This window comes from Allobosea sp. ASV33, from assembly GCF_016428755.1.
Classification (GTDB): domain Bacteria; phylum Pseudomonadota; class Alphaproteobacteria; order Rhizobiales; family Beijerinckiaceae; genus Allobosea.
In genome coordinates this window covers 1-22,043 of the sequence record NZ_JAELTI010000011.1, presented here as the reverse complement: position 1 = coordinate 22,043, position 22,043 = coordinate 1, and the positions used below count along the sequence as shown (strand labels likewise).

Sequence of the window (22,043 nt, the reverse complement as noted above, 5' to 3'; positions counted from 1 at the left end):
GACGATGACCTCCTTCGACGACGCTGGCTTCGTGAGCCTTCTGACAACATGCGCTGCGAGCGAACCGGAGCGCGTCTATGCGCGCTTCTGCGGCGAGCCCGTGACCTATGCCGAGATCGAGCGGCGTTCGGCCGCTTTCGCGGCGCATCTGAGGACACGCGGCATCGTCGCCGGCGACCGGGTCGCCGTGATGATGCGCAATTCGATCGCGACCATCGCGGTAGTCTTCGGGCTCGCTCGGGCGGGTGTCGCCTGGGTGCCGGTCAACGCGCAGCAGCGCGGCGAGGGGCTGCGCTACCTGCTCACCCATTCGCAGCCGCGCCTCGTCGTGGCCGATGCGGAGCTTGCGCCGCAGATCGCCGAGGCGATGGGACAGGGGGCGGAGCTGCCGCTGCTAGCCCATGCGCCGGGCGGAGAGCTCGACGCGATCCTGTCAGGCAGGGAGCTCTTTTCAGAACCGGCTCCGTCGCCAGATGCCGCCTTCGCGATCATGTACACCTCCGGCACGACCGGGCGGCCGAAGGGCGTGATCGTCTCGCACCGCATGCTGCGGCTGGCGGCCGAAAGCGTCGCGCTGCTCTCGGACGCCAAACCGGATGACGTCTTCTTCGTCTGGGAGCCGCTCTACCATATCGGCGGCGCCCAGCTTCTACCCCTGCCGATGCTGCGCGGCATCACGCTCGCCATGGTCGAGCGCTTCAGCGCCAGCCGCTTCTGGGACCAGGTCCGGGCGGAGGGCGCGAGCCATATCCATTATCTCGGCGGCATCCTGCAGATATTGCTGAAGCAGCCGCCGTCGTCGCGCGACCGCGAGCACGGCGTGCGCATCGCCTGGGGGGGCGGTTGCCCGGCCGACATCTGGCCGGCGTTCCGAGACCGCTTCGGCATCGATATCCGCGAATGCTACGGCATGACGGAAGCGTCCAGCCTGACGACCTGCAACGTGACCGGCGTCGTCGGCTCGGTTGGGACGCCGATGCCGTGGTTCACGGTGAAGCTGAGGGATAGTGAGGGCAGGGCGGTGGCCACGGGCGCCCGCGGCGAGATCGTCATCGAGACCAGCATCCCCGGCGCGATCTTCCCCGGCTATCTCGACAATCCCGAGGCGACGGCGAAGGCGCTGCGCCCGGACGGCTTCCACACCGGCGATCTCGGCTCGTTCGACGCCGACGGCAATCTCTACTTTCACGGCCGCATGACCGACAGCGTGCGCTGCCGCGGCGAGAACGTCTCCGCCTGGGAGGTCGAGCATGTCGCGGCCGAGCATGAGGCGATCGAAGATTGCGCCATGATCGGCGTCGCGGCCGATGTCGGCGAGCAGGACATCAAGCTCTTCGTCAAGCCGCGCGACGGCGCCGTCATCGACCCGCAGGCCTTGTCCGGCTGGCTCGGCCAGCGCCTCGCGCCCTACCAGAACCCGCGCTACATCGCCGTCGTCGATGAGTTCGAACGCACGGCGAGCCAGCGCATCATGAAGCACAAGCTCTCGCCCCGGCTCGACGATTGCTGGGATCGCGCGGCGATGGCGATGGGGCGCTGACATGGCCGGCTGCGATATCCTGGTTTCCGGAACAGGCGGCTTTGCCGCGCGCATCGTCTTCGACATCGCCGCGACGGCGGAGGAGCCGGTCGCGGTCGTCATCGCCGGGCGCAACCGCGAGCGGCTGAACTGGCTGCGTACCGCGGCCAATGCCCGTGCGGCGCTGTTCGGCAGGAAGGCGCGCTTCACCACCCATGCGGTCGATCTGCTCGCCCCGAACGCATCGGACGAGATGCTCGCCGCGACCAGCCCGCGCATCGTCGTGCAGGCGGCCTCGATCCAGACCTCGCAGGTCATCGCCCAGAGCGGCAATGCCTGGACCCAGCTCGTCGCCGAAGGCGGCCTGAGCGCCACGGCGGTTTTCCAGGCGCTGCTCTCCTCGCGCGTCGCGGCGGCGATCACGCGCGCCGGTCAACCGGTGACGCTGATCAATTGCGGCTTTCCGGACGTGGTCAACGGCATGATCAAGGCGATGGGCCATGACGTCGCCTGCGGCATGGGCAATGTCGCGATCCTGTCCAACGTCTTCGCGGGCTCGGCCGCCACGCCTCCGGGCGCCGAGGTCAAGGTCCTCGCCCATTATCAGAATCTCGCAGCCTGGCGCCGCCGGCCGGAGGAGCGGGGCGGGCGGGCGCCGCGGGTCTGGCTCGACGGCGCCGAGATCGCGGATGTCTATGCGCGTTTCGCCGATATCCAGCTCACGCCCGAGCCTGTGATCGAGATCTCGGGAGCGAGCGGCGTCCCCATGCTGCTCGCCATGGCCGCCGGCCGTGACTGGTATGGCCATGTGCCGGGGCCGAACGGCCTGCCCGGCGGCTACCCAGTCCGGCTGACGACGGACGGAACTCTCATGCTGGACCTGCCGGTCGGATTGGCACAAAGCGAGGCGGTCGCCTGGAATGCCTCCTTCGAGGCACAGAACGGGCTTGTCGTTTCAGCCGAGGGCCAGGCCGGTTTCACCGGCATTCTGGGCGCTCGGCTCGGCGAGCATGTTCCCGCTCTGCGCGACGGCTTCGCGGTCCGGGAGCTGGAAGCGGTCTGCGAGGAGCTGCTGCGCCTGCGCGATGCGCTGATGCAGCAGGCATGAGCAGCTAGACGTTTGCTAGGCGGCACCGGCTGCGCAGGGGTTCGGCGTATGCTTTGCCTGCATGATCGACCAAAGCAGTTCGCTGGGCGACGCTCTTGCCCCGGCAATTCCGGATCGGCCAACATCGGGCCAGCCATGGCTGCGGCCCGGGCAGGCGATCCAGAGAGCGGGCGAGAGGCGAGGGCGGATGAGCGGACTTTTGATCACGGGCGGTCGCGTCGTCGATCCCGAAACGGGCCATGACGGCATCGCCGATGTCGCGATCGCCGATGGAAAGATTGCCGCGATCGGCTCCGGCCTTGGCGATGCCGAGCGTGTCATCGATGCGCGGGGGCTGATCGTCGCGCCGGGCTTCATCGACCTTCATGCCCATGGCCAGTCGATTCCCGCCGACCGGATGCAGGCTTTCGACGGCGTCACCACGACGCTGGACCTGGAAGCCGGGGTGCTTCCCGTCGCCTCCTGGTATCGCCGGCAGGCGGAGCAGGGCCGCATCCTGAACTACGGCGCCGCGACGAACTGGGCTTTCGCACGGATCGGCGCGATGATCGGGATCAACGAGGAATCGTCGCTCGAAGCGTTCGGGCGGGCGATGCGCGATCCGCGCTGGATGGACAACATCTCCTCGCCCGCCGAGCAGCAGAACATTCTCGACCGCATCGCGGCCGGGCTCGACGAGGGCGGCATCGGCATCGGCATCCTCAACGCCTATGCACCGGGTGCCGGTGTGCAGGAACTGACGGCATTGTGCCAACTCGCGGCCGAGCGCGGCGTGCCGACCTTCACCCATATCGCCTATATGGCGAATACCGATCCGAAGAGCGCGGCGGAGGCCTATATCCGCCTCATCGGCTATGCCGGCGCGACCGGCGCGCATATGCATATCTGCCACTTCAACAGCTCCAGCAAGACGGATGTCGAGCGCTGTGCGCGGCTGATCAGGACGGCGCAGGAGCAGGGCCTGCCGATCACCGTCGAAGCCTATCCTTATGGTACCGGCTCGACCGTGATCGCCGCGGCGTTCTTCAGCGATCCGGATTTCGAAAGCCGCAACGACACGCGCTACCAGCAGATCCAGCTGGTCACCAGCGGGCGCCGGATCCAGGATCGCGAGGACCTGCTGTCGGCGCAATCCGAGGATCCGTCGCAGCTCGTCCTCTGGCATGTGCTCGACACCGAGAACAATGCCCGCCACCGCGACATGCTCGACCTTTCGGTGATGTATCCCGGCGGCGCGATCGCATCGGATGCCATGCCCTGGTCGATGCCGGATGGGTCGACCTATACCGGCGATGCCTGGCCCTTGCCGGAAGAAGCGACGTCGCATCCGCGCTCGTCGGGCACCTTCACCCGCTTCCTGCGCCATTGGGTGCGCGAGCGGCAGGCGATCGGCCTCAGCGAGGGCATCGCGAAATGCACCTTGATCCCGGCCGAAATCCTGGCCGCGAGTACGCCCGCGATGCGCGAGAAGGGTCGGCTGAAGGCTGGCGCCGATGCCGATGTCGTCGTCTTCGACCTGGAGACACTGACCGACCGCGCCGAGTTTTCGGCGATGAACCGCCCGGCCGAAGGCGTCCGGCATCTTGTCGTCAGCGGCGAGCCGGTCATCACCGACGGGCTGATGGACGTCGATGCGCGGCCGGGCCGGCCGGTGCGCCGCCCGTTCGGCGCGGCGGCCTGAGGCCATGCCGGTTCCGATCCTGCTGGTCACCGGCTTTCTCGGGGCCGGCAAGACGACGCTGGTCAACCATATCTTGCAGCAGGCGGACGGCCGCCGCATCGCCGCCGTCGTCAATGATTTCGGCGCCATCAATATCGATGCGGAGCTGATCGCGGGCGCCGAGGACGGGGTCGTCAGCCTCGCCAATGGCTGCATCTGCTGCTCGCTGGAAGGCGATCTGCTGCGGACGCTCGCCAATCTGCTGCGACGAACGCCCCGGCCGGAAGCGATCGTGATCGAGACCAGCGGTGTTGCCGATCCCGAGGACATCATCCGCAACCTGATGGATCCGGTGATCTGGCGCGAAGCCCCGCTGGAGACGGTGCTGTGCGTCGCCGATGCCGCATCGCCGGAGGCGGATCTCGGCGATCCCCTGCTGCTGAGCCAATTGCGAGCTGCCGATCTCGTTGCCCTCAGCAAGGGCGATCTCGTCGACAAGCCGACCTTCGAGGCGCGCCGTCGCGCCCTGTCGCAGATCAATCGCAGGGCCGCCCTTGTCGAGGCGACGGGGGGCGATATCCCGCTCGAGCTGGTCTTTCCGGATGTCGGGATGGCCCGCGAGCGGATTACGCGCCCGAAGAGGCCGAGCATCGACCGTTTCGAGAGCTTCGACTGGACGGCCGCAGAGCCGATTTCGCTTGCCCGTTTCCAGCAGGCGATCGGCCGGATGGCGCCACGGCTCGTCCGCGCGAAAGGGCTTCTCGAGACGGTCGAGAGGCCGGATGGCCGCTATCTCTTTCAGCTCGCGGGCGGGAAGGCCACATTGGCGCCGTTCGATCGGGACGAGTCGGGAAGGCCCGGCACGCGCATCGTCTTCATTGCGGAGATCGGTCAGATCACACAATCTGAGATCGATGAGGCCATGAGCGCGGCAGGACGAAAGAGCGCAGAGGCGTCTTCCGCGAGCCCGGCTGGTCGTCGAGGCTGAGCGATCGGGCAGGGCACCGGCCTATTCGCCCTTCATGCCGGATCGGAGCGCGGTCGATGCTCCGACCGCTACGCCACAGCCTTGCGCCCTCCGAGATAGGCCGCACGGATCTCCTCGTTCGACCAGAGCTGCTCCGGCGTGCCGGCGAGCACGAGCTTGCCGGTTTCCAGGACATAGCCGCGGTCGGCGACCGACAGGCCCATGCGGGCGTTCTGCTCGACCAGCAATACGGTCGTTCCGCGCCGCCGGATCTCGGCGATGATCGCAAAGACCGCCTGGACGATGACGGGGGCAAGGCCGAGCGAGGGCTCGTCGAGGAGCAGGATGCGCGGCTTCGCCATCAGACCGCGCGCGACCGCGACCATCTGCTGCTGGCCGCCCGACAGCGTCCAGCCCAGCGCATCGGCGAAGCGCCGGATATCGGGAAAGAGATCGAACATCTCGTCCGCCTCGCGCCTGATCGCCGCGGTCTTCATGTCGGGCCGGTTCGAGGCGCCGAGCATGATGTTCTCGCGCACGCTCAGGCCCGGAAAGACGCGGCGGCCTTCCGGGACATGGGCGATGCCGCGGCGCACGATCTCTTCTGGCCTCAGGCCGACGATCGACTGCCCGTCGAACAGGATGTCGCCCGAGGCCGGCTTGGCGAGGCCGGATATGGCGCGCAGCGTGGTCGATTTGCCGGCGCCGTTCGAGCCGAGCAGGGTGACGACCTCGCCGGCCTCGACGACGAGCGAGATGCCATCGACGGCTTCGACCTCGCCATAGCGGACGACGAGGGATTTCAGTTCAAGCAGGGACATCGGGCGTCGTTCCCAGATAGGCCGCGATCACGTCGGGATGTTTCAGCACGTCGGCGGAATAGCCGTCCGCGATGCGGCGGCCGAAATTCAGCACTGTGATCTGCTGGGCGACCTCGCTGACCAGCGTCATGTCGTGATCGATGATCAGGATGGTGAGGCCCCGGGCCGAGATGCGCTTGAGCAGGTTGCGCAATTCGACCTTTTCCGAGGAGTTCAGGCCCGCGCCGGGCTCGTCGAGCAGGAGCAGCACAGGGTCTCCGGCGAGCGCGCGCGCGATCTCGACGGCCCTCTGGTGGCCATAGGAGAAATTGGCCACGACCTCGTCGGCGCGTTCCTCCAGGTCGACGAAGGCGAGCGCCGCCCGTGCCCGCGCCATCGCAGCGGTGGCATCGTTGCCGACCGTGCTTCCAGGCCGCTCGGCCCCGACCATGACGTTCTCCAGCGCCGTCATCGAGCGCCAGAGCCGGATGTTCTGGAAGGTGCGGCCGAGGCCGGCCTTGGTGCGGGCATGCGGCGGCAGGTCGGTGACGTCCTGCCCATTGAGCTTGATCGTGCCCGCCGTCGCCCGGTAGAGGCCGGACAGAACGTTCAGAGTCGTGGTCTTGCCGGAGCCGTTCGGGCCGATCAGCGCATGCACGCCGCCGCGCTTGATGGTGAGATCGACCTCGTCGACCGCCTTCAGCCCACCGAAATGCTTGGAGAGCCCGCGCACCTCCATCACGGTCTCGGTGCCTTCGCCGCCGCCCGACAGGGCGAGGGTTGCGGCCTTGCGACCGGGCAGGACGGCGCGCTTGAAGCGGTCAAACTGCCCACGCAGAAAACCCCAGATGCCGTCCGGCATGAACAGCACGATCAGGATCACCGCGGCGCCGTAGATGGCGAGATAGAGACCGGGGATGCTCTTCAGGAAGCGCAGCCATTCCGGGATCAGGATCAGCAGACCCGTGCCGATGACGGCGCCGATCGGCGAGGCGACGCCGCCGAGAAGCACCATGGTCAGGAACACCACGGATTCCGCGAAGGAGAACTGGTCCGGGCTGACATAGGCGAAGCCGCCCGCGAACAGGCCGCCGCCGATGCCGCCCAAGATGGCGGAGAGCGCGAAGGCCGTGACCTTGGTGCGGTAGACGTCGATGCCGGCGACGCCGGCGGCGAGCTCGTTGTCGCGCACGGCCCGCATCGCGCGGCCGAGTTTGGTGTCGCGCAAGCGCCAGACAAGGAAGCCGAGGCCGGCGAGCATGGCGATGCAGAAGGCGAGATAGCTCGATCCGTCGGCGAGGAAGCCCGGGCGCGGGATGGCGCGCACGCCGTCCGGCCCCTTGGTGACCGGGATCCAGTTGATCAGCACGAGCGTGACGATCTGCTGGAAGGAGATCGTGACCATGGCGAGGTAGTGCCCGCCGAGCCGCAGCGTCGAGGCGCCGAGCAGCGCGCCGAAGCCCGCCGCCATGCTGGTGCCGATCGGCAGGCAGACCCAGAAGTTCAGGCCGTATTCGGTCTGGCCGATGCCGACCGCATAGGCGCCGAGCCCGAAGAAGGCGGCCTGCGCCAGATTGATCTGGCCGCACAGGCCCAGAACGATGGTCAGCCCGAGGACGGCGATGGCATAGGTCGTCGCCTGCAGCGAGATGTTGAGGATGTAGCCGGTCTTCGGCACCGCGACGGCCAGCACCATCGCGGCCAGCACGAGCAGGACGAAGGCCGGGACGCCCCAGCGCAGGCGCGGCCGGACATCCCCGGCGGCGGAGGTTTCGGTCGTGCTCATGCTTTTTCCGCCACGCGCTCGCCGAAGATGCCCTGCGGCCGGAAGATCAGGAAGGCGATCAGCACCAGGAAGGCGAAGCCGTCCTTGTAGGGCACCGAGATGTAGGCCGCGCCGAAGGTTTCGATGACGCCGAGCGCGAGGCCGCCGATGATCGCGCCGGTGACGTCGCCGAAGCCGCCGATGATCGTCGCCGCGAAGGCCTTCAGCGCGATGGTCGCGCCCATGCCGATCGAGACGAAGAGCACTGGCGCGACCAGGATGCCGGCAATGCCGCCGATCACCGCGGAATAGACGAAGGTGATCATGATCATCACCGCGACGGGAATGCCGAGCAGCGAGGCCATCTCCTTGTCCTGCGAGGTCGCCTGCAATTTCTTGCCGAGCAGGGTGTGCTCGAAGAACCAGTATTGCAGCGCGACCAGCAGCGCGGTGACGACGATGATCAGGACGTATTGGTTGTCGAGATAGACCGGGCCGAGCATGAAGCCCGGCGTGTCGAACCAGCCCGACAGCACCTCCGGTTCGGGTCCATGGATCGCCAGCGTGGTATTGGCCATGAAGATCGAGGCGCCGATCGTCGAGATGATGACCGGCAGATAGGTGCGGTGCCGCAGCGGGTAGTAGACCGCCAGATTGAACACCGCCCCCAGGCAGGCCATGCAGACCAGGGCCAAAACGAAGGCGATCCAGTAAGGCAGGCCGATCTTGAGGGAGAAGACCACCATCAGGAAGGCCGCCACCATCGAGAACTCGCCCTGGGCGAAGTTTACCACATTGGTGGCGCGGAAGATCAGGACGAAGCCCAGCGCGACCAGCGCATAGACCGAGCCGATGCCGATTCCCGTGAAAAGAAGCTGAAGGACGAGATCCATCTGTCTACCGCGCTTGCGTGGAGCCGATCGGTCCTCCGCGGCGAACGGCCAAGGCCGCTTGCCGCGGAAGGCGTGGTATGGATGTGCCGGGCGCTTCGGCGAGCGCTGCCCTCTGTTTTGAGAGAGCCGGCGCCGGTGCCGACGGATCAGCCGAGATTGGGCGTGAAGTCGATCCGCTTGTCGAACTTGATGTCGCCCTTGTCGTTCTTGACGATGTTGTAGCCGTGCAGGCCGTCACCGTTCTTGTCGAAATTGTACTCGCCCTCGGCGCCCTTGTGGCCGCGGATGGCGATCATCGCCTGGCGCACCTTCTCGGGCTCGGTCGATCCGGCCTTGTTCATGGCCATGGCCAGGCAGGTCACGGCGTCGAAGGTCCAGGACGACTGGTTGTCCGGCGCGACCTTGCGGACATCGCGATAGGCCTTGCCGAAAGCCTTCGAGGCCTCGCTCGAATCCTCGGCGTAGTCGGCGACGCCGTAGGTGTTGTAGAGCGCGGGACCCGCGAGCTTCAGCGCCGAGATATTGACGATCGAGGGCGACCCGACCCAGGGAATGTTCACGCCGAGCTGGCGCAATTGCCGGGCGAAGATGCCGAGATCGGTCTCGAAGGTGAAGTAGGTGCCGAGAATGTCGGCGCCGGACTGGCGGACCGCCAGAACGACCGGCGTGAAATCCTGGCTCTGGTTGGCATAGCCCTGGTCGAGCGCGAGCGTCGCGCCGTTATCGGGCAGGGCGTCGGCCAGCGCCTTGCCGCCGGCGGTGCCGAAGGCGTCGGTCGAATGGACGATCGCCCATTTCTTCTTGCCGAGCTCCTTGGCGCCGAACTGCGCGATCACCTTGCCCGAATAGGAATCGTTCGGGCGGAAGCGGAAGAGCCAGGGATTGCCGAGCTTCGTAAGGTTGGGGTCCGTACCGCCGAAACCGACGGGCTTGCCGATCTTGAGCATGTCGGGCGCCATCGCATGCATCTGGGTCGAGCGGATGGAGCCGATGAAGGCGACGATGTCCGGCTGGCTCGCGAGCTTGGAGAAGGCCAGGACAGCCCCGGGATTGGTGGTCTGATCGTCCTCGAAGATGAGCTCCAGCGGCTTGCCGAGCACGCCGCCGGCCTTGTTGACGGCTTCCAACGCGATCTTGGCGCCGGTCTGGGCAAAGGAGCCGGATTCGGCGGCGGCGCCCGTCATCGGCACGACCATGCCGATCTTGACGGTGGCGCCCTGGGCGAAGGCCGTGCGGATGACGGCAGGTGCGGCAATGCCGCCGGCGAGCGCCGTCGTAAATCCGCGACGAGTGAGATTCATCGCAATCCTCCCGATTTAATGGATTAGATCGGATCTGAGCGCCCGATTTCCGTCATGATGGGCCATCTGCGGGCCTGCAAGAACCGCATTCTCCATCATTCTTTAGTCTATGCCGAAAGGTCTTCCTCGGTCCGCATGGCTTTCGTCACGGATGCGCGATCGAAGACGTCTTCGGCGTCAGTTTGCCGGCGCATGCACGCGAGGATGGGCGCTCAAATCTGAGAGACATGATTGAGAGCGATGACCCACCCGCTGTCGCGCTTGCGCATCAGGCGCGTATTGACGCCGATCTGGTTGCCCGCAGCGCGCTCCAGCCTGTAGTCGCTGATCAACTGGGCGGCATCCGGCGCGAGCATCTCGATGCGGATATTCGAGAAGGCGAGTTGCCCCTGCGAACCGGGCGCACCGCCATAGTCGGCGATGTAATGGTCCAGCGTCGCCTGCCAGTCCTTCTGGATGCGTCCGCGCGAGACGAAGATCACGTCGGGATTGGCGAAGCCTGCCATGTAGCCGTGAAAATCGCCGCGGTTCCAGGCCGCCTGCATGGTGGCGATCAGCGCGCGGATGGCATCGGCCTCGGTTGTGTCGGCCATTCCAAACCTGCCTTTCAAAGTGGGTTCTTCGCGACAGCATCGTCTTCCCGACGTTGCCGCTTGAGCAGGACTTCCTGTGCCGCTGAAACAAGATGGCGCCGCAGCGCGCTTTCCGCGGTCTTGGCGTCCTGGTCCAGAATCGCGTCGACGATCTGCTGATGCTCGCGGCAGGATTGCTTGATCCGTCCCTTGTCCTTGAGCTGGAACTTGCGGAACGGCGCCAGTTTCAGGCGCAGGGTCTGGGCGGCGGCGATCAGGTCGCTGTTGTGGCAGCCCTGGAAGAGGAGGTTGTGGAATCGGGTGTTGAGATCGTCGTAGCCGTCATTGTCGCCCGCTTCGGCCAGCACGTTCATCTGGCTGTGCAGGCTTTCGAGTTCGGCGCGTTCGCTCATCGTCATCCGATGCGACGAGAGCCGGCCGCATGTCGCTTCGAGCTCGGCCATCGCCTCGAACATTTCGCCGATGCGCTCGGCCGAAATCTGCGTGACGACCACGCCCTTGTAGGGCTCGCGCTCGGCCAGGCCGCGTCCACACAGGATATGCAGCGCTTCGCGGACCGGCGTGCGAGACACGCCGAATTGTTGGGCGATCGACGCCTCGTCGAGCCGCGAGCCCGCCGGAACCCGGCCGTTGATGACGGCTTCCTCCAGCTGCTCGGCGATGAAATCGCTCCGGCTTTTTTTGATGGAGACCGGCATGTCCAGCATCACAGGGTCCTCAATTCGCTAGCTGGCGACCTCGGCTGGCGACGTGAATGGCACGATCTCATTGCAGCTTGAGCGCGCAGTATACAAAAAAGTCGCGTTTGCATCGAATTGCGCATCAAGAGGCGAGTCTTGTATGTAATATTTCGCAAGAGCCCCACCTTGTCGACAATCCACGTCGAGTTTCATCGGGGCGAGCTGAGGAACCGCCATGACATTCACGACGCGCCCCGAGCTCAGGGGCACATTCGGGGCGGTTTCCTCGACGCATTGGCTCGCTTCGACGGTCGGCATGTCCATCCTTGAGAAGGGGCACACGGCTTTCGATGCAGCGGTCGCCACCGGCTTCGTCCTCCAGATCGTCGAGCCGCATCTCAACGGCCCCGCCGGCGAGGTGCCGATCATCGTCACGCCGGCTGGCGCCGATACGCCGATCGTGATCTGCGGCCAGGGGCCGTCGCCGTCGAAGGCGACCGTCGCCTATTTCAAGGGCCTGGGGCTCGACATCATTCCGGGCACAGGCCTGCTGGCCGCCTGCATTCCCGGCGCCTTCGGCGCCTGGCTCACCCTGCTGCGCGACTACGGCACCGCCGAGCTCGAAGATGTGCTGGCTCCGGCGATCTACTATGCCCGCACGGGCCATCCGCTGGTTCCGCGCATCGCCCGGACGATCGGGGAGATGCGGGAGCTCTTCGAAACCCATTGGCCGAGCTCCGCCGAGCTCTACCTGCCGGGCGGCGTCGCGCCCCAGTCCGGCAAGCTGTTCCGCAATCCGCAGATCGCCGCGCTCTACCAGCAGATCCTCGACCACGCGAAATCCGGCAAGAACCGGGAGGCGCGGATCGATGCCGCGCTCGATTTCTGGTATCGCGGGCCGGTGGCCGAGCGGATCGAGCAGTTCTGCGCGACCGAGGAGGTCTGGGACGTCTCTGGCCGCCGCCACAAGGGCCTGATCACGGCCCAGGACATGGCCGACTACAAGCCGCTCGTCGAGAAGCCCGTCTCCGTGACCTATGGCGACTACGAGGTGTTCAAATGCGGGCCGTGGTCGCAAGGCCCGGTCCTGCTGCAGATGCTGCAGATCCTCAAGGGTACTGATATCGCCGATCTCGACCCGATGAGCGCCGATTTCGTGCATCTCGTCGTCGAGACCGCCAAGCTCGCGATGGCCGACCGCGATTCCTGGTATGGCGACAGCTCCGACGTGCCGATCAAGGCGCTGCTCTCATCCGGCTATGCCGATATCCGGCGGGCGCTGATCACGGACACGGCGTCGATGGAGGTGCTGCCCGGCACGCCCGACGGCCGCAACCCCAATCTCCCGCCGCTGCGCAAGGTCGGTACGATCGCGCAGCCCGGCCTCGGCGGCGGCGAGCCGACCGTCGCGCGCGAGGCCAAGCTGCCGAATGACCGGCAAGGCGAGCCGGCGTTGACCCGCGAGGGCGCCCAGCGCGGCGACACCGTGCAGGTCAGCGCCGTCGATCGCTGGGGCAACATGGTCTCTGCGACGCCGTCGGGCGGCTGGTTCCAGTCGAGCCCGGTCATCCCGGGCCTCGGCTTCAGTCTAACCACCCGCGCGCAGATGTTCTGGCTCGAAGAGGGGCTGAACTCGACACTGGCGCCGTCGAAGCGGCCGCGCACGACGCTGACCCCGTCCACCGTCTACCGTGACGGCCAGCCCTACATGGCCTTCGGCACGCCCGGTGGCGACCAGCAGGACCAGTGGCAGCTCGTTATGCTGCTACGCCATCTCCACAAGGGGATGAATCTCCAGGAGGCGATCGATGCGCCGTCCTTCCATACGGATCACCTCGCCAGCTCCTTCTGGCCGCGCGAGATCAGCTATGGTGCCGTGACGCTCGAATCCCGCTTCCCGGAGGCGGTCCGCGAAGACCTCGCGGCGCGGGGTCACAAGATCACAGTCGGGGACGCCTGGTCCGAGGGGCGCCTGTCGGCGGTCGCACGCGAAATGGATGGCGACGTGCAACTGATCAAGGCCGGCGCCAATCCGCGCGGCGCCCAGGGTTATGCGGTCGCTCGCTGAGCGCGCGGCCGGCACGATACAACGGAAAAAGGGGAACACCGATGAAACCGGCTTTTCTGGCTCTCGCTGCCGGCCTGGCGTTGGGCGCCATGGCGGCCACGGCGGCTCCCGCCATGGCGCAGTCCGTCCTGAAGATCGGCCTGCAGGACGATCCGGACACGCTGGACCCGGTGTCCAACTGGAGCTTCGTCGGCCGGCACGTCCTGCAGTCGCTCTGCGACAAGATCGTCGATATCGACGAGACCGGTAAGATCATCCCGATGCTGGCGGAAAGCTGGGAATGGAGCCCGGACAGCACCGTGCTGACCCTAAAGCTGCGCAAGGATGCGCTCTTCCATGACGGGACGCCGGTCGACGCGGCGGCGATCAAGTACAATCTTGAGCGGGCGCTGACCTCCGGCATTTCGCGCCGCAAGGCCGAGATCAGCGCGATCAAGAGCGTCGATGCCGTCGATGCGACGACGGTGAGGATCAATCTCAAGGAGCCTTCGGTGCCGCTGCTCGCAGCGCTCAGCGATCGCGCCGGCATGATCATCAGCCCGGCAGCGGGCGGGAAGCTTGGCGACAAGTTCACCGAAGCGCCGGTCTGCTCGGGCCCCTACAAGTTCCTGGAGCGCGTCGTCCAGGACCGCATCGTCCTCGAGAAGTTTCCGCAGTACTACGACGCGGCGAAATATCACTTCGACCGCCTGATCTATCGCGGCATGCCGGATTCCAATGTCCGCCTGCTCAACCTGCGCTCCCGCCAGCTCGACCTGATCGAGCGCCTCGCCGCGACGGATGTCGAAGCCGTCAAGAAGGACAAGGCGCTCGCCGTCGATCCCGTGGTCGGCCTCGGCTATTACGGCATCACCTTCAGCATCGGCGGCGAAGGCGCCAATCTCGATGCCGGCAAGAAGGCCGCGATCCGCGAAGCCTTCAGCCTCGCGATCGATCGTCAGGCGATCAGCAATGTCGTCTTCGACGGGCAGGCCTCGACCGGCAACCAGCCGTTCCCGCCATCCAGCCCCTTCTACGACAAGAACTTCCCGGTCCCGGGCCGTGATCTGGATGCCGCGAAGAAGAAGATGGCGGAAGCCGGCGTGAAGTCGGTCGATCTCGAGCTGCTCGTTCCCACCGATGCCGAGCGCCAGCAGGTCGCCCAGCTCATCCAGGCGATGGTGCAGGAGATCGGCATCAAGGTCTCGATCAAGCCGACCGAGCTGATGACGCTGCTCGACGTCGCCCGCCAGGGCAAGTTCCAGGCGCATCTCGTCGGCTGGAGCGGCCGCGTCGATCCCGACCTGAACGTCACCCCGATGCTCGCCTGCGGCGTCGCGACGAACGACGCCAAATACTGCAACGAGCAGCTCGACACGATCCTGGCGAAAGCCCGCTCGCTTGGGGATGTCGAGGCGCGCAAGGCGGAATACGCCAAGGCCATGGCGATCCTGCTCAAGGACCTGCCGATCGTCTATCTCTACCACTCGCAGTGGATCTTCGCGCACAGCTCCACGCTCACCGGCTTCAAGCCGGCGCCGGACGGCATCATCCGCCTGACCAATGTCAGCCGGAAGAACTGAGCCGGCATCGGAATCGCAATGAGCCTCTCATGCTCGATCCTTGCAGGCCATGGGCGCATATCTGCCCATGGCCGTCATGACCGATCCGCCCGCCGCCTGATCCGCGAGACCCGCAACCGGGCTCTCGAAGCCATGGCCGCGCGAGCGGTCCTGAACCTGACGGGCGATTGAACGATGCCGACATTGATCGCCCGCCGCCTCGCGCAGCTCGTCCCGACGATTCTCCTGCTGTCGGTCATCATCTTTTCGCTGCAGCATCTCCTGCCGGGCGATCCGGCGCTGGTGCTTGCGGGCGAAAATCCGGACGAGGCGACGCTGGCCGCCATCCGCGCCCAGTACCATCTCGATCAGCCGCTGATCGTGCAGTATCTCTACTGGCTGAAGGGCGTGGCGACGGGCGATCTCGGCGAATCCATGCGCCATAACCGCCCCGTGCTCGATCTCATCCTGCTCAAGCTGCCGGTGACGTTGCAGTTGGCCGTCATGGGCATCTGCATCGCGCTCGTGGTCGGCATCACGGCCGGGATCATCTCGGCCTTGCGGCAGAACAGCCCCGTCGACTACGCCACCAATATCGCGTCGCTCGCCGGCATCTCCGTGCCGAATTTCTGGCTCGGCATCCTCCTCATCCTGTTCTTCTCCGTCCATCTCGGCTGGCTCCCGGCGTCAGGCTTCGTCAGCCCCTCGGAAGACCTGAGGATGAACCTCGCCACCACGATCATGCCGGCCTTCGTGCTCGGCATCGGGATCGCCGGCGTGATCATGCGCCATACGCGCGGCGCGATGCTCCAGGCGCTCAGCAGCGATTATGTCCGCACGGCGCGCGCCAAGGGGCTCAACGAGCGGTCCGTCGTGCTCAAGCACGCGATGCGCAATGCGCTGACGCCGATCATCACGCTGGGCGCGCTGGAATTCGGCGCGCTCCTGTCCGGCGCGGTGCTGACCGAGCAGATCTTCACGATTCCCGGCTTCGGCAAGCTGATCGTCGATGCGGTCTTCACCCGCGACTATCCGGTGGTGCAGGGCGTCGTTCTGGTGACCTCGCTGTTCTACATCATCCTCAATCTGCTGGCCGACATCGGATACATCCTCGTCAATCCGAGACTGAGAGGCTGACCCGTGTCGAAGATCTCGGAAACCCAAACCTCGGCCAATCCCGTGACGAATGTCTTCCGCGGCCGTCTGTGGCGGCATCTGTCGAAGCGCAAGAGCGCGCTGGTCGGCCTCGCCGTCGTGCTGTTCATGGTGTTCGTAGCCGTCTTCGCGCCGCTGCTGGCGCCTTACGATCCGACCGCTCAGAGCTGGACGGCCGTGCGTAAGGCTCCGTCAGCGGCCCATTGGTTCGGCACCGACGAAGCCGGCCGGGACATGCTGTCGCGCATCATCTGGGGCGCCCGGGCCTCGCTGCTGGCGGGCCTGACCTCGGTCGGCATCGCGATGGCGATCGGCGTGCCGCTCGGGCTTGCGGCGGGCTTTCTCGGCGGCCTCGTCGACGGCTTCATCAGCCGCTTCACCGATGCGATGCTGGCGTGCCCGTTCCTCATCCTGGCGATCGCGCTCGCCGCTTTCCTGGGCCCGAGCCTCACGAATGCGATGCTGGCGATCGGCATCACCGCCACGCCGTTCTTCATCCGCCTGACGCGCGGCCAGGTCCTCTCGATCAAGGGGGAGGATTATGTCGAGGCGGCGAGGGCGGTCGGCAATCCGAAATGGCGTGTCGCGGTGCGCCATGTCCTGCCGAACATCCTGCCGCAGCTCATGGTCCAGGCGACGCTGACCATCGCGACGGCGATCATCGCGGAAGCCAGCATGTCCTTCCTCGGCCTCGGCCTCCAGCCGCCGGCGCCGTCCTGGGGCTCGATGCTGAACTCGGCCCAGCGCTTTCTCAGCAACGCGCCCTGGATGGCGCTGTGGCCGGGCATCGCGATCTTCGCGACGGTTCTGTCGTTCAACCTGCTGGGCGACGGCCTTCGCGACGCCCTGGATCCGCGATCGAGGTGACCGGCCAAGGCGTTCCAGTCCTGCTGGAAACGCGCATGGCCGGCTTAGTGTCTCAGGCCTCGTAGGCGAAGGGGTCATCGACGGTGTGTGAGGGCTGGGTGAACCAGCGGGCGCCGTCCTCGGTCATATAGGCGATGTCCTCGAGGCGGACGCCGAACTCCCCGTAGATGCACATCATCGGCTCGATCGAGAAGCACATGCCGGTCTGGAGCGGGGTCTTGTTGCCCTTCACCATGAACGCTTCCTCATGGACGTCGAGGCCGAGCCCGTGGCCGGTTCGGTGCGGCAGGCCGGGCACCTTATAGCCGGGGCCATAGCCGGCGGCCTCGATGACGCCGCGAGCGCCGAAATCGACGTTCTCGCAGGGCGCGCCGAGCTTGGCGGCGTCAAAGCCGGCAAGCTGCGCCCGCTTTTCGAGATCCCAGATCTCGCGCTGTCGATCGGCCGGCTCGCCGAAAACGTAAGTCCGGGTGATGTCGGAGCGATAGCCGCCGACCTTGGTGCCCATGTCGATCAGCACCATGTCGCCCTCGGCAAGCGTCTGCTCGTAGGGCACGCCATGCGGATAGGCGGTCGCCTCGCCGAACTGGGCGGCGCCGCTCGTCCAGCTCATGCCGAGCTTGCGGTGGGCCTGGTCGAGGAAGAGCTTGACCTGCGCCGTGGTGACGCCGACCTGCAGGGCGCGGGCAGCGGCCTTGTGGACCTCCATGGTGATGTCCATCGCCCGCTGGATGAGTGCGATCTCGGCCGCCGACTTCAACTGGCGGCAAGCGGCGGTGACCGTGTTGCCGTGGATGAAGGAGAAGCGGTTGCCGGCCTTGCGCAGCCCGTCGACGATGAAGAAGGGCGTATGTGGGTCGAGCGCGACCTGGCCGCTCTCGTAGCCGAGGCTGCGAATGGTCTCGACGACCAGTTCGGTCGGGTCCTCGTGTTCTTCCCAGCAGCGAACGTCGTCGCCGAACTTCATGTATTCGCGGGTCTTCGGTTCCTCGAAAGCGGGGCTGAGATAGACCACGTCGCCCTCGACCGGGATGATGGCGCCGTGCAGGCGCTCGGTCAGGTTCAGCTGGATGCCGGTGTAGTAGGCCAAGCTGGTCGAGGTATCCAAATAGAGAGCCTGAAGCCCCTGTTCGCGCAGCAGCGCCTGGGCCTTGGCGACGCGCGCCTTGTACTCCTTGACGGAGATCGGCTCGATCCCGTCCGTCATCGGCTTCAGCTTGGCGAGTTCCGCCTCGAAGCTCGACCCACCCACTCCAATCGTCATATCCGTTCCGTCCTCGTTGTTGTTTCCGATGGGTTTCCATCGGCTTTGCGAGTGGGCCAGCTTATACGCGACGAGGAAGCCCCGGCGAGGCATGGCAGCGTCGTCATGACTGCAATGCTGAAGGAGGTATGCCGGTATAGAAGGGCTCCAGGCGCGATGGTCAGCTCTTCAGGAATGGGCTTCATTGGGCGGCACCGGAAGCGGAGTGGACACCATGCGCGGAATGATCGTCGCGGCTCAGCCGGAGGCTGCCGAAGTCGGAGCCGAAATCCTGCGGCGCGGCGGCAATGCCGTCGATGCGGCCATCGCCTGCGCCTTCAGCCAGGGCGTGGTCGATCCGCAGATGTGCGGGATCGGCGGCTTCGGCGCGATGCAGATCAGTATGCCGAAACGCGGCGTCCACACCGTGCTTGAATTCCTGGCGCGTGCGCCGCTCTCCGTGACGGCCGATATGTGGGCCGCCCGGTTCGTCGGCCAGACGCGTGACGGCTTCGTCTTCTTGCTCGCGGACCATGCCAACGAACTTGGTCACCTCGCGGCCGGCACGCCCGGCAACGTCAAGGGCTATGCCGAAGCGCTGGCGCGCTTCGGCACGATGGCCCTGGAGGACGTGATGGCACCGGCCATCCGCCAGGCGCGCGACGGCTTCATGCTGCGCCCCTATGTCCATTATTACTGGACGATCGACCAGCGCCCGACCGGGCAGGTCAACACCGAGGACAAGCTGAGGCTGAGCGAGACCGGCCGGGCGATCTATTTCCACCCAGATGGCACGCTGAAGCGACCCGGCGATATCGTCGCCAATCCCGACCTCGCGCACACGCTGGAGCGCATCGCCTCCGCCGGCCCCGAGATCTTCTATAACGGCGAGATCGCGCAGGAGATCGCCGCGGACATGGCAGCCCATGGCGGCCTCGTCGGCATGGAGGACCTGGCGGCCTATAAGGTGCGCGAGAAGGAGCCGGTCTGGGGCTCCTACCGGGGCCTGCGCATTGCCGGCAATCCGCCGGCGGCGGGCGGCGTCTCGCTGATCGAGCTCCTCCATATCCTGCAGGAGTTCGACCTGTCCTCGCTGCGGCACAATTCCGCCGAGCATGTCCGTATCCTCGCCGAGGCGATGAAGTGGATGACGATCGACAAGGACGCCCATATCGGCGACCCGGATTTCGTCGATGTGCCGATCGGGATGCTGCTGTCGCGGGAGCATGCGGCCGAGCGCGCGGCCCGGATCCGTGCCGGCGAGAAGGCGAGGGTGCCGCGCTCCGAACTCGCCAAGGACCCGCCGGACACGACGGTCACCTGCGTCATGGACGCAGATGGAAATGCGGTGACGATCACCCACACGCTCGGCCAGCCCTCGGGCGCGATCACCAAGGGGCTCGGCTTCATGTATAACGGCACCATGAGCGGCTTCGATCCGCGCCCGGGCCGTGCCGCCTCGATCGCTCCGGGCAAGGCGCGCGGTAGCGCCATGGCCCCGACCATCGTCTTCAAGGACGACAAGCCGGTCATCGCCATCGGCGCACCCGGCGGCACCTACATCGTACCGGCGCTGGCGCAGGCGCTGAGCAATGTGATCGATTTCGGGATGACGATGGCGGAAGCGGTCGCAGCGCCGCGCGTCGTCTGCCTTGGCGATACGATCGACGTCTCGAACCGTATCGAACGCCGCGTCACGACCGAGCTCGAAGCGATCGGCTATCCTATCGCCCGATCCTACCAGTCCTTCGCCTTCGGCGCGCCGCATGGCGTCATGGTCGATGGTGACGGCTGGTCGGGCGGAGCCGATCCGCAGCGCGACGGCATGGCGATCGCCGTACCCTGACCTGCCACGTCGTCCGCCGGGGCTCCGCGATTTTCAGACGAGCGATGTCGGCGTCACGATGATCTCGTTGACGCAAACATGCGGCGGCAGTGTCGCGACGTGCAGCACGAGGCCGGCGATATCCTCGGGGCGAAGCATGCGTGCCCGCACCTCGTCGCTCATCTTGACTGGCCGCTTGTCCATCAACGGCGTCAGCGTATCGCCCGGCGAGAGTACGCAGGAGCGGATGCCGTGCACCCCGTGCTCGATATTGATCGCATGGCTCATGGCGACGACCCCACTCTTGGCGGCCGTATAGACCGGGCCGGGGCCGGCGCTGAGGACATGCGCCGCCAGCGAGCCGATATGGATGAGGACGCCGCCGCCCTGCGCCAGCATCACCGGCAGCACGGCCCGCGAGAGCTGCAGCGCGCCGCGCAGATTGGCATCGAGCAGCAGGTCGACCGAATCCGGCGTCAGTTTGGACCAGGAACGGTCGGGAATGTTCGTGCCGGCATTGCTGACGACGATATCCAGCGAGCGGCCGGCGAGGAGCGCGAGCGCGCGCTCGATAGCCACGACGTCGGCCACATCGGCCGGGGCGACGATCGCCTCGCCGCCTTCGCCCGCGATGCGCGCCGCGAGCTGCTCCAGCGGCTCCACACGCCGCCCGGTCAGCGCGACTGTCGCGCCAGCGCGGCTCAGGGCGAGCGCCGTGGCCTCCCCGATGCCGCTGGCGGCCCCCGTCACCCAGGCGGTCTTGCCGGCAAGGACCTTCCCGGTCGCGCTCATAGCGGCCACCTGTGCTCGTCGGCCAGCGCCGTCATCACGCCGCGCAATTCGGCCAGGCCGCGCATGCGGCCGATCGCCGGGTAACCCGGGAAGGTCGGCTTGCCGATATCGTCGAGCAATTCATGGCCGTGGTCGGAGCGGAAGGGGATGCGCCAGTCGGCCTGTCCGGCGGCCTTGCGCCGGGCCTGCTCGCGCAACAGGACGCGGATGACCGCGACCATATTGGTATCGCCGCCGAGATGATCGGCTTCCATGAAGGAGCCGTCTGGATCGTTGGCGACGTTGCGCAGATGAGCGAAATGTATCCGATCGGCGAAGCGCTGGGCGATCGCGACGGGATCGTTCTTCGGATTGGCGCCAAGCGAACCGGTGCAGAAGGTCAGGCCGTTGGAGGGGCTATCGACCGCGCTGAGGATCGCCTCGAAATCTTCCATGGAGCCGGCGATGCGGGGCAGGCCGAGCAGCGACCGCGGCGGATCGTCCGGGTGGATCGCCATGCGGATGCCGACCTTCTCGGCGGTCGGGATGATCGCCTTGAGGAAGCGGATCAAGTTGTCGCGGAGCTGCTCGCGGCCGACGCCGTGATAGCGCTTCAGCATGACGCGCAGACCCTCGATGTCGTAGCGGTCATAGGCGCCCGGCAAGCCGGCCATGATCGTGGCGAGCAGGCGGTCGCGGTCGGCTTGCGTCGAGGCGTCGTACCATTCCTTGGCGCGGGCGAGTACCTCGGGCGAGACGTCGGCCTCCGCACCCTCGCGCCGGAGCATGAAGCAATCGAAGGCCGCGAACTCATGCGCGTTGAAGCGCAGGGCCATGGCGCCGCTCGGCAGCTTGTGACGCAGCACGGTCCGGGCCCAGTCGAGCACCGGCATGAAGTTGTAGCAGATGATGTGCACGCCGGCCTCGGCGAGGTTCACCATCGACTGGCGGAAGCGCTCGTAGAGCGGCTCGACATCGTCCGCCGCCAGCTTGATCTTCTCATGGATCCAGAGGCTTTCGACGACGCTCCAGCGCAGGCCGAGCTCGGGCCTGGCGGCGATGGCATCGAACCGATCGCGGATCTGCTCGCGTGTCCAGACCTCGCCCGCCGGCACCTCGTGCAACGCCGTCACCAACCCTGTCGCGCCCGTCTGCCGGATGTGATCGAGGGGAATGATGTCGTTGGGTCCCCACCACCGCCAAGTCTGTTCCATGGTCGCGTGCTTTCTCAGATAGGCAAGTTCAAAGCGATTTTGGCGGCGTGCCGCCGGGCTGAGGCGGCGAATC

Annotated in this window: 18 protein-coding genes; 9 read left to right on the top strand and 9 right to left on the bottom strand. The window is 66.4% G+C overall.

From position 1 onward, the window contains the following. Positions 1-31: 31 nt before the first annotated feature. From JHD80_RS05465 to JHD80_RS05450, 4 genes are all read left to right on the top strand, one after another. A complete protein-coding gene (locus JHD80_RS05465) occupies positions 32-1,540 on the top strand; it encodes a class I adenylate-forming enzyme family protein (protein WP_349237215.1) in 1,509 nt (502 codons plus the stop codon). A gap of 1 nt (position 1,541) precedes the next feature. After that, positions 1,542-2,627: a hypothetical protein gene (locus JHD80_RS05460; RefSeq protein WP_199085369.1), complete on the top strand. Its 1,086-nt coding sequence runs from the start codon at positions 1,542-1,544 to the stop codon at positions 2,625-2,627. A 187-nt stretch (positions 2,628-2,814) separates the two neighbouring features. Next, positions 2,815-4,308, top strand: a complete 1,494-nt coding sequence (locus tag JHD80_RS05455; protein ID WP_199085368.1) for an amidohydrolase family protein — start codon at positions 2,815-2,817, stop codon at positions 4,306-4,308. Between the two features lie 4 nt (positions 4,309-4,312). Next, the gene (locus JHD80_RS05450) at positions 4,313-5,275 is read left to right on the top strand and encodes a CobW family GTP-binding protein (RefSeq protein WP_199085367.1); all 963 of its coding nucleotides are present in this window, start codon (positions 4,313-4,315) and stop codon (positions 5,273-5,275) included. Positions 5,276-5,343: 68 nt separating this feature from the next. Here the strand turns inward: JHD80_RS05450 and JHD80_RS05445 are convergent, their stop codons facing one another. From JHD80_RS05445 to JHD80_RS05420, 6 genes are all read right to left on the bottom strand, one after another. Further along, a complete protein-coding gene (locus JHD80_RS05445) occupies positions 5,344-6,075 on the bottom strand; it encodes an ABC transporter ATP-binding protein (RefSeq protein WP_199085366.1) in 732 nt (243 codons plus the stop codon). Next, complete coding sequence (locus JHD80_RS05440; RefSeq protein WP_199085365.1) at positions 6,062-7,840, bottom strand: branched-chain amino acid ABC transporter ATP-binding protein/permease; 1,779 nt, start codon at positions 7,838-7,840, stop codon at positions 6,062-6,064. Before JHD80_RS05440 ends, JHD80_RS05445 begins: the two co-directional genes overlap by 14 nt. Continuing rightward, positions 7,837-8,712 carry a branched-chain amino acid ABC transporter permease gene (locus JHD80_RS05435; RefSeq protein WP_199085364.1) on the bottom strand — a complete coding sequence of 292 codons (876 nt, stop codon included), beginning with the start codon at positions 8,710-8,712 and terminating at the stop codon, positions 7,837-7,839. The genes JHD80_RS05440 and JHD80_RS05435 overlap by 4 nt, the downstream gene beginning before the upstream one ends. Positions 8,713-8,858: 146 nt before the next feature. Continuing rightward, entirely contained in the window at positions 8,859-10,013 is a 1,155-nt protein-coding gene (locus JHD80_RS05430; protein ID WP_199085363.1) for an ABC transporter substrate-binding protein, read from the bottom strand. A gap of 212 nt (positions 10,014-10,225) precedes the next feature. Further along, entirely contained in the window at positions 10,226-10,606 is a 381-nt protein-coding gene (locus JHD80_RS05425) for a nuclear transport factor 2 family protein (RefSeq protein WP_199085362.1), read from the bottom strand. Between the two features lie 14 nt (positions 10,607-10,620). Beyond that, positions 10,621-11,313, bottom strand: a complete 693-nt coding sequence (locus JHD80_RS05420) for a GntR family transcriptional regulator (RefSeq protein WP_199085361.1) — start codon at positions 11,311-11,313, stop codon at positions 10,621-10,623. A gap of 208 nt (positions 11,314-11,521) precedes the next feature. On the opposite strand from JHD80_RS05420, the gene JHD80_RS05415 reads away from it, so the two are divergent. The 4 genes from JHD80_RS05415 (at position 11,522) to JHD80_RS05400 (ending at position 16,917) form a co-directional block, all read left to right on the top strand. Then, complete coding sequence (locus tag JHD80_RS05415; protein ID WP_199085360.1) at positions 11,522-13,354, top strand: gamma-glutamyltransferase family protein; 1,833 nt, start codon at positions 11,522-11,524, stop codon at positions 13,352-13,354. 41 nt (positions 13,355-13,395) lie between these two features. Next, the gene (locus tag JHD80_RS05410) at positions 13,396-14,916 is read left to right on the top strand and encodes an ABC transporter substrate-binding protein (protein ID WP_199085359.1); all 1,521 of its coding nucleotides are present in this window, start codon (positions 13,396-13,398) and stop codon (positions 14,914-14,916) included. 174 nt (positions 14,917-15,090) lie between these two features. After that, positions 15,091-16,032, top strand: coding sequence for an ABC transporter permease (locus JHD80_RS05405; RefSeq protein WP_199085358.1), 942 nt, complete (start codon positions 15,091-15,093; stop codon positions 16,030-16,032). Between the two features lie 3 nt (positions 16,033-16,035). Beyond that, entirely contained in the window at positions 16,036-16,917 is an 882-nt protein-coding gene (locus tag JHD80_RS05400) for an ABC transporter permease (protein WP_199085357.1), read from the top strand. A gap of 52 nt (positions 16,918-16,969) precedes the next feature. On the opposite strand, the gene JHD80_RS05395 is transcribed toward JHD80_RS05400, so the two are convergent. Then, entirely contained in the window at positions 16,970-18,181 is a 1,212-nt protein-coding gene (locus JHD80_RS05395; protein WP_199085356.1) for a M24 family metallopeptidase, read from the bottom strand. Positions 18,182-18,395: 214 nt separating this feature from the next. Between JHD80_RS05395 and ggt the strand changes: the two genes are divergently transcribed. After that, positions 18,396-20,006: a gamma-glutamyltransferase gene (gene ggt / locus JHD80_RS05390; protein WP_199085355.1), complete on the top strand. Its 1,611-nt coding sequence runs from the start codon at positions 18,396-18,398 to the stop codon at positions 20,004-20,006. Between the two features lie 33 nt (positions 20,007-20,039). On the opposite strand, the gene JHD80_RS05385 is transcribed toward ggt, so the two are convergent. Both JHD80_RS05385 and uxuA read right to left on the bottom strand, forming a co-directional pair. Continuing rightward, positions 20,040-20,777 (bottom strand): SDR family oxidoreductase, encoded by a 738-nt coding sequence (locus tag JHD80_RS05385; protein WP_199085354.1) that lies wholly within the window; start codon positions 20,775-20,777, stop codon positions 20,040-20,042. Continuing rightward, positions 20,774-21,970 carry a mannonate dehydratase gene (gene uxuA, locus JHD80_RS05380; RefSeq protein ID WP_199085353.1) on the bottom strand — a complete coding sequence of 399 codons (1,197 nt, stop codon included), beginning with the start codon at positions 21,968-21,970 and terminating at the stop codon, positions 20,774-20,776. Before uxuA ends, JHD80_RS05385 begins: the two co-directional genes overlap by 4 nt. Positions 21,971-22,043 lie beyond the last annotated feature (73 nt).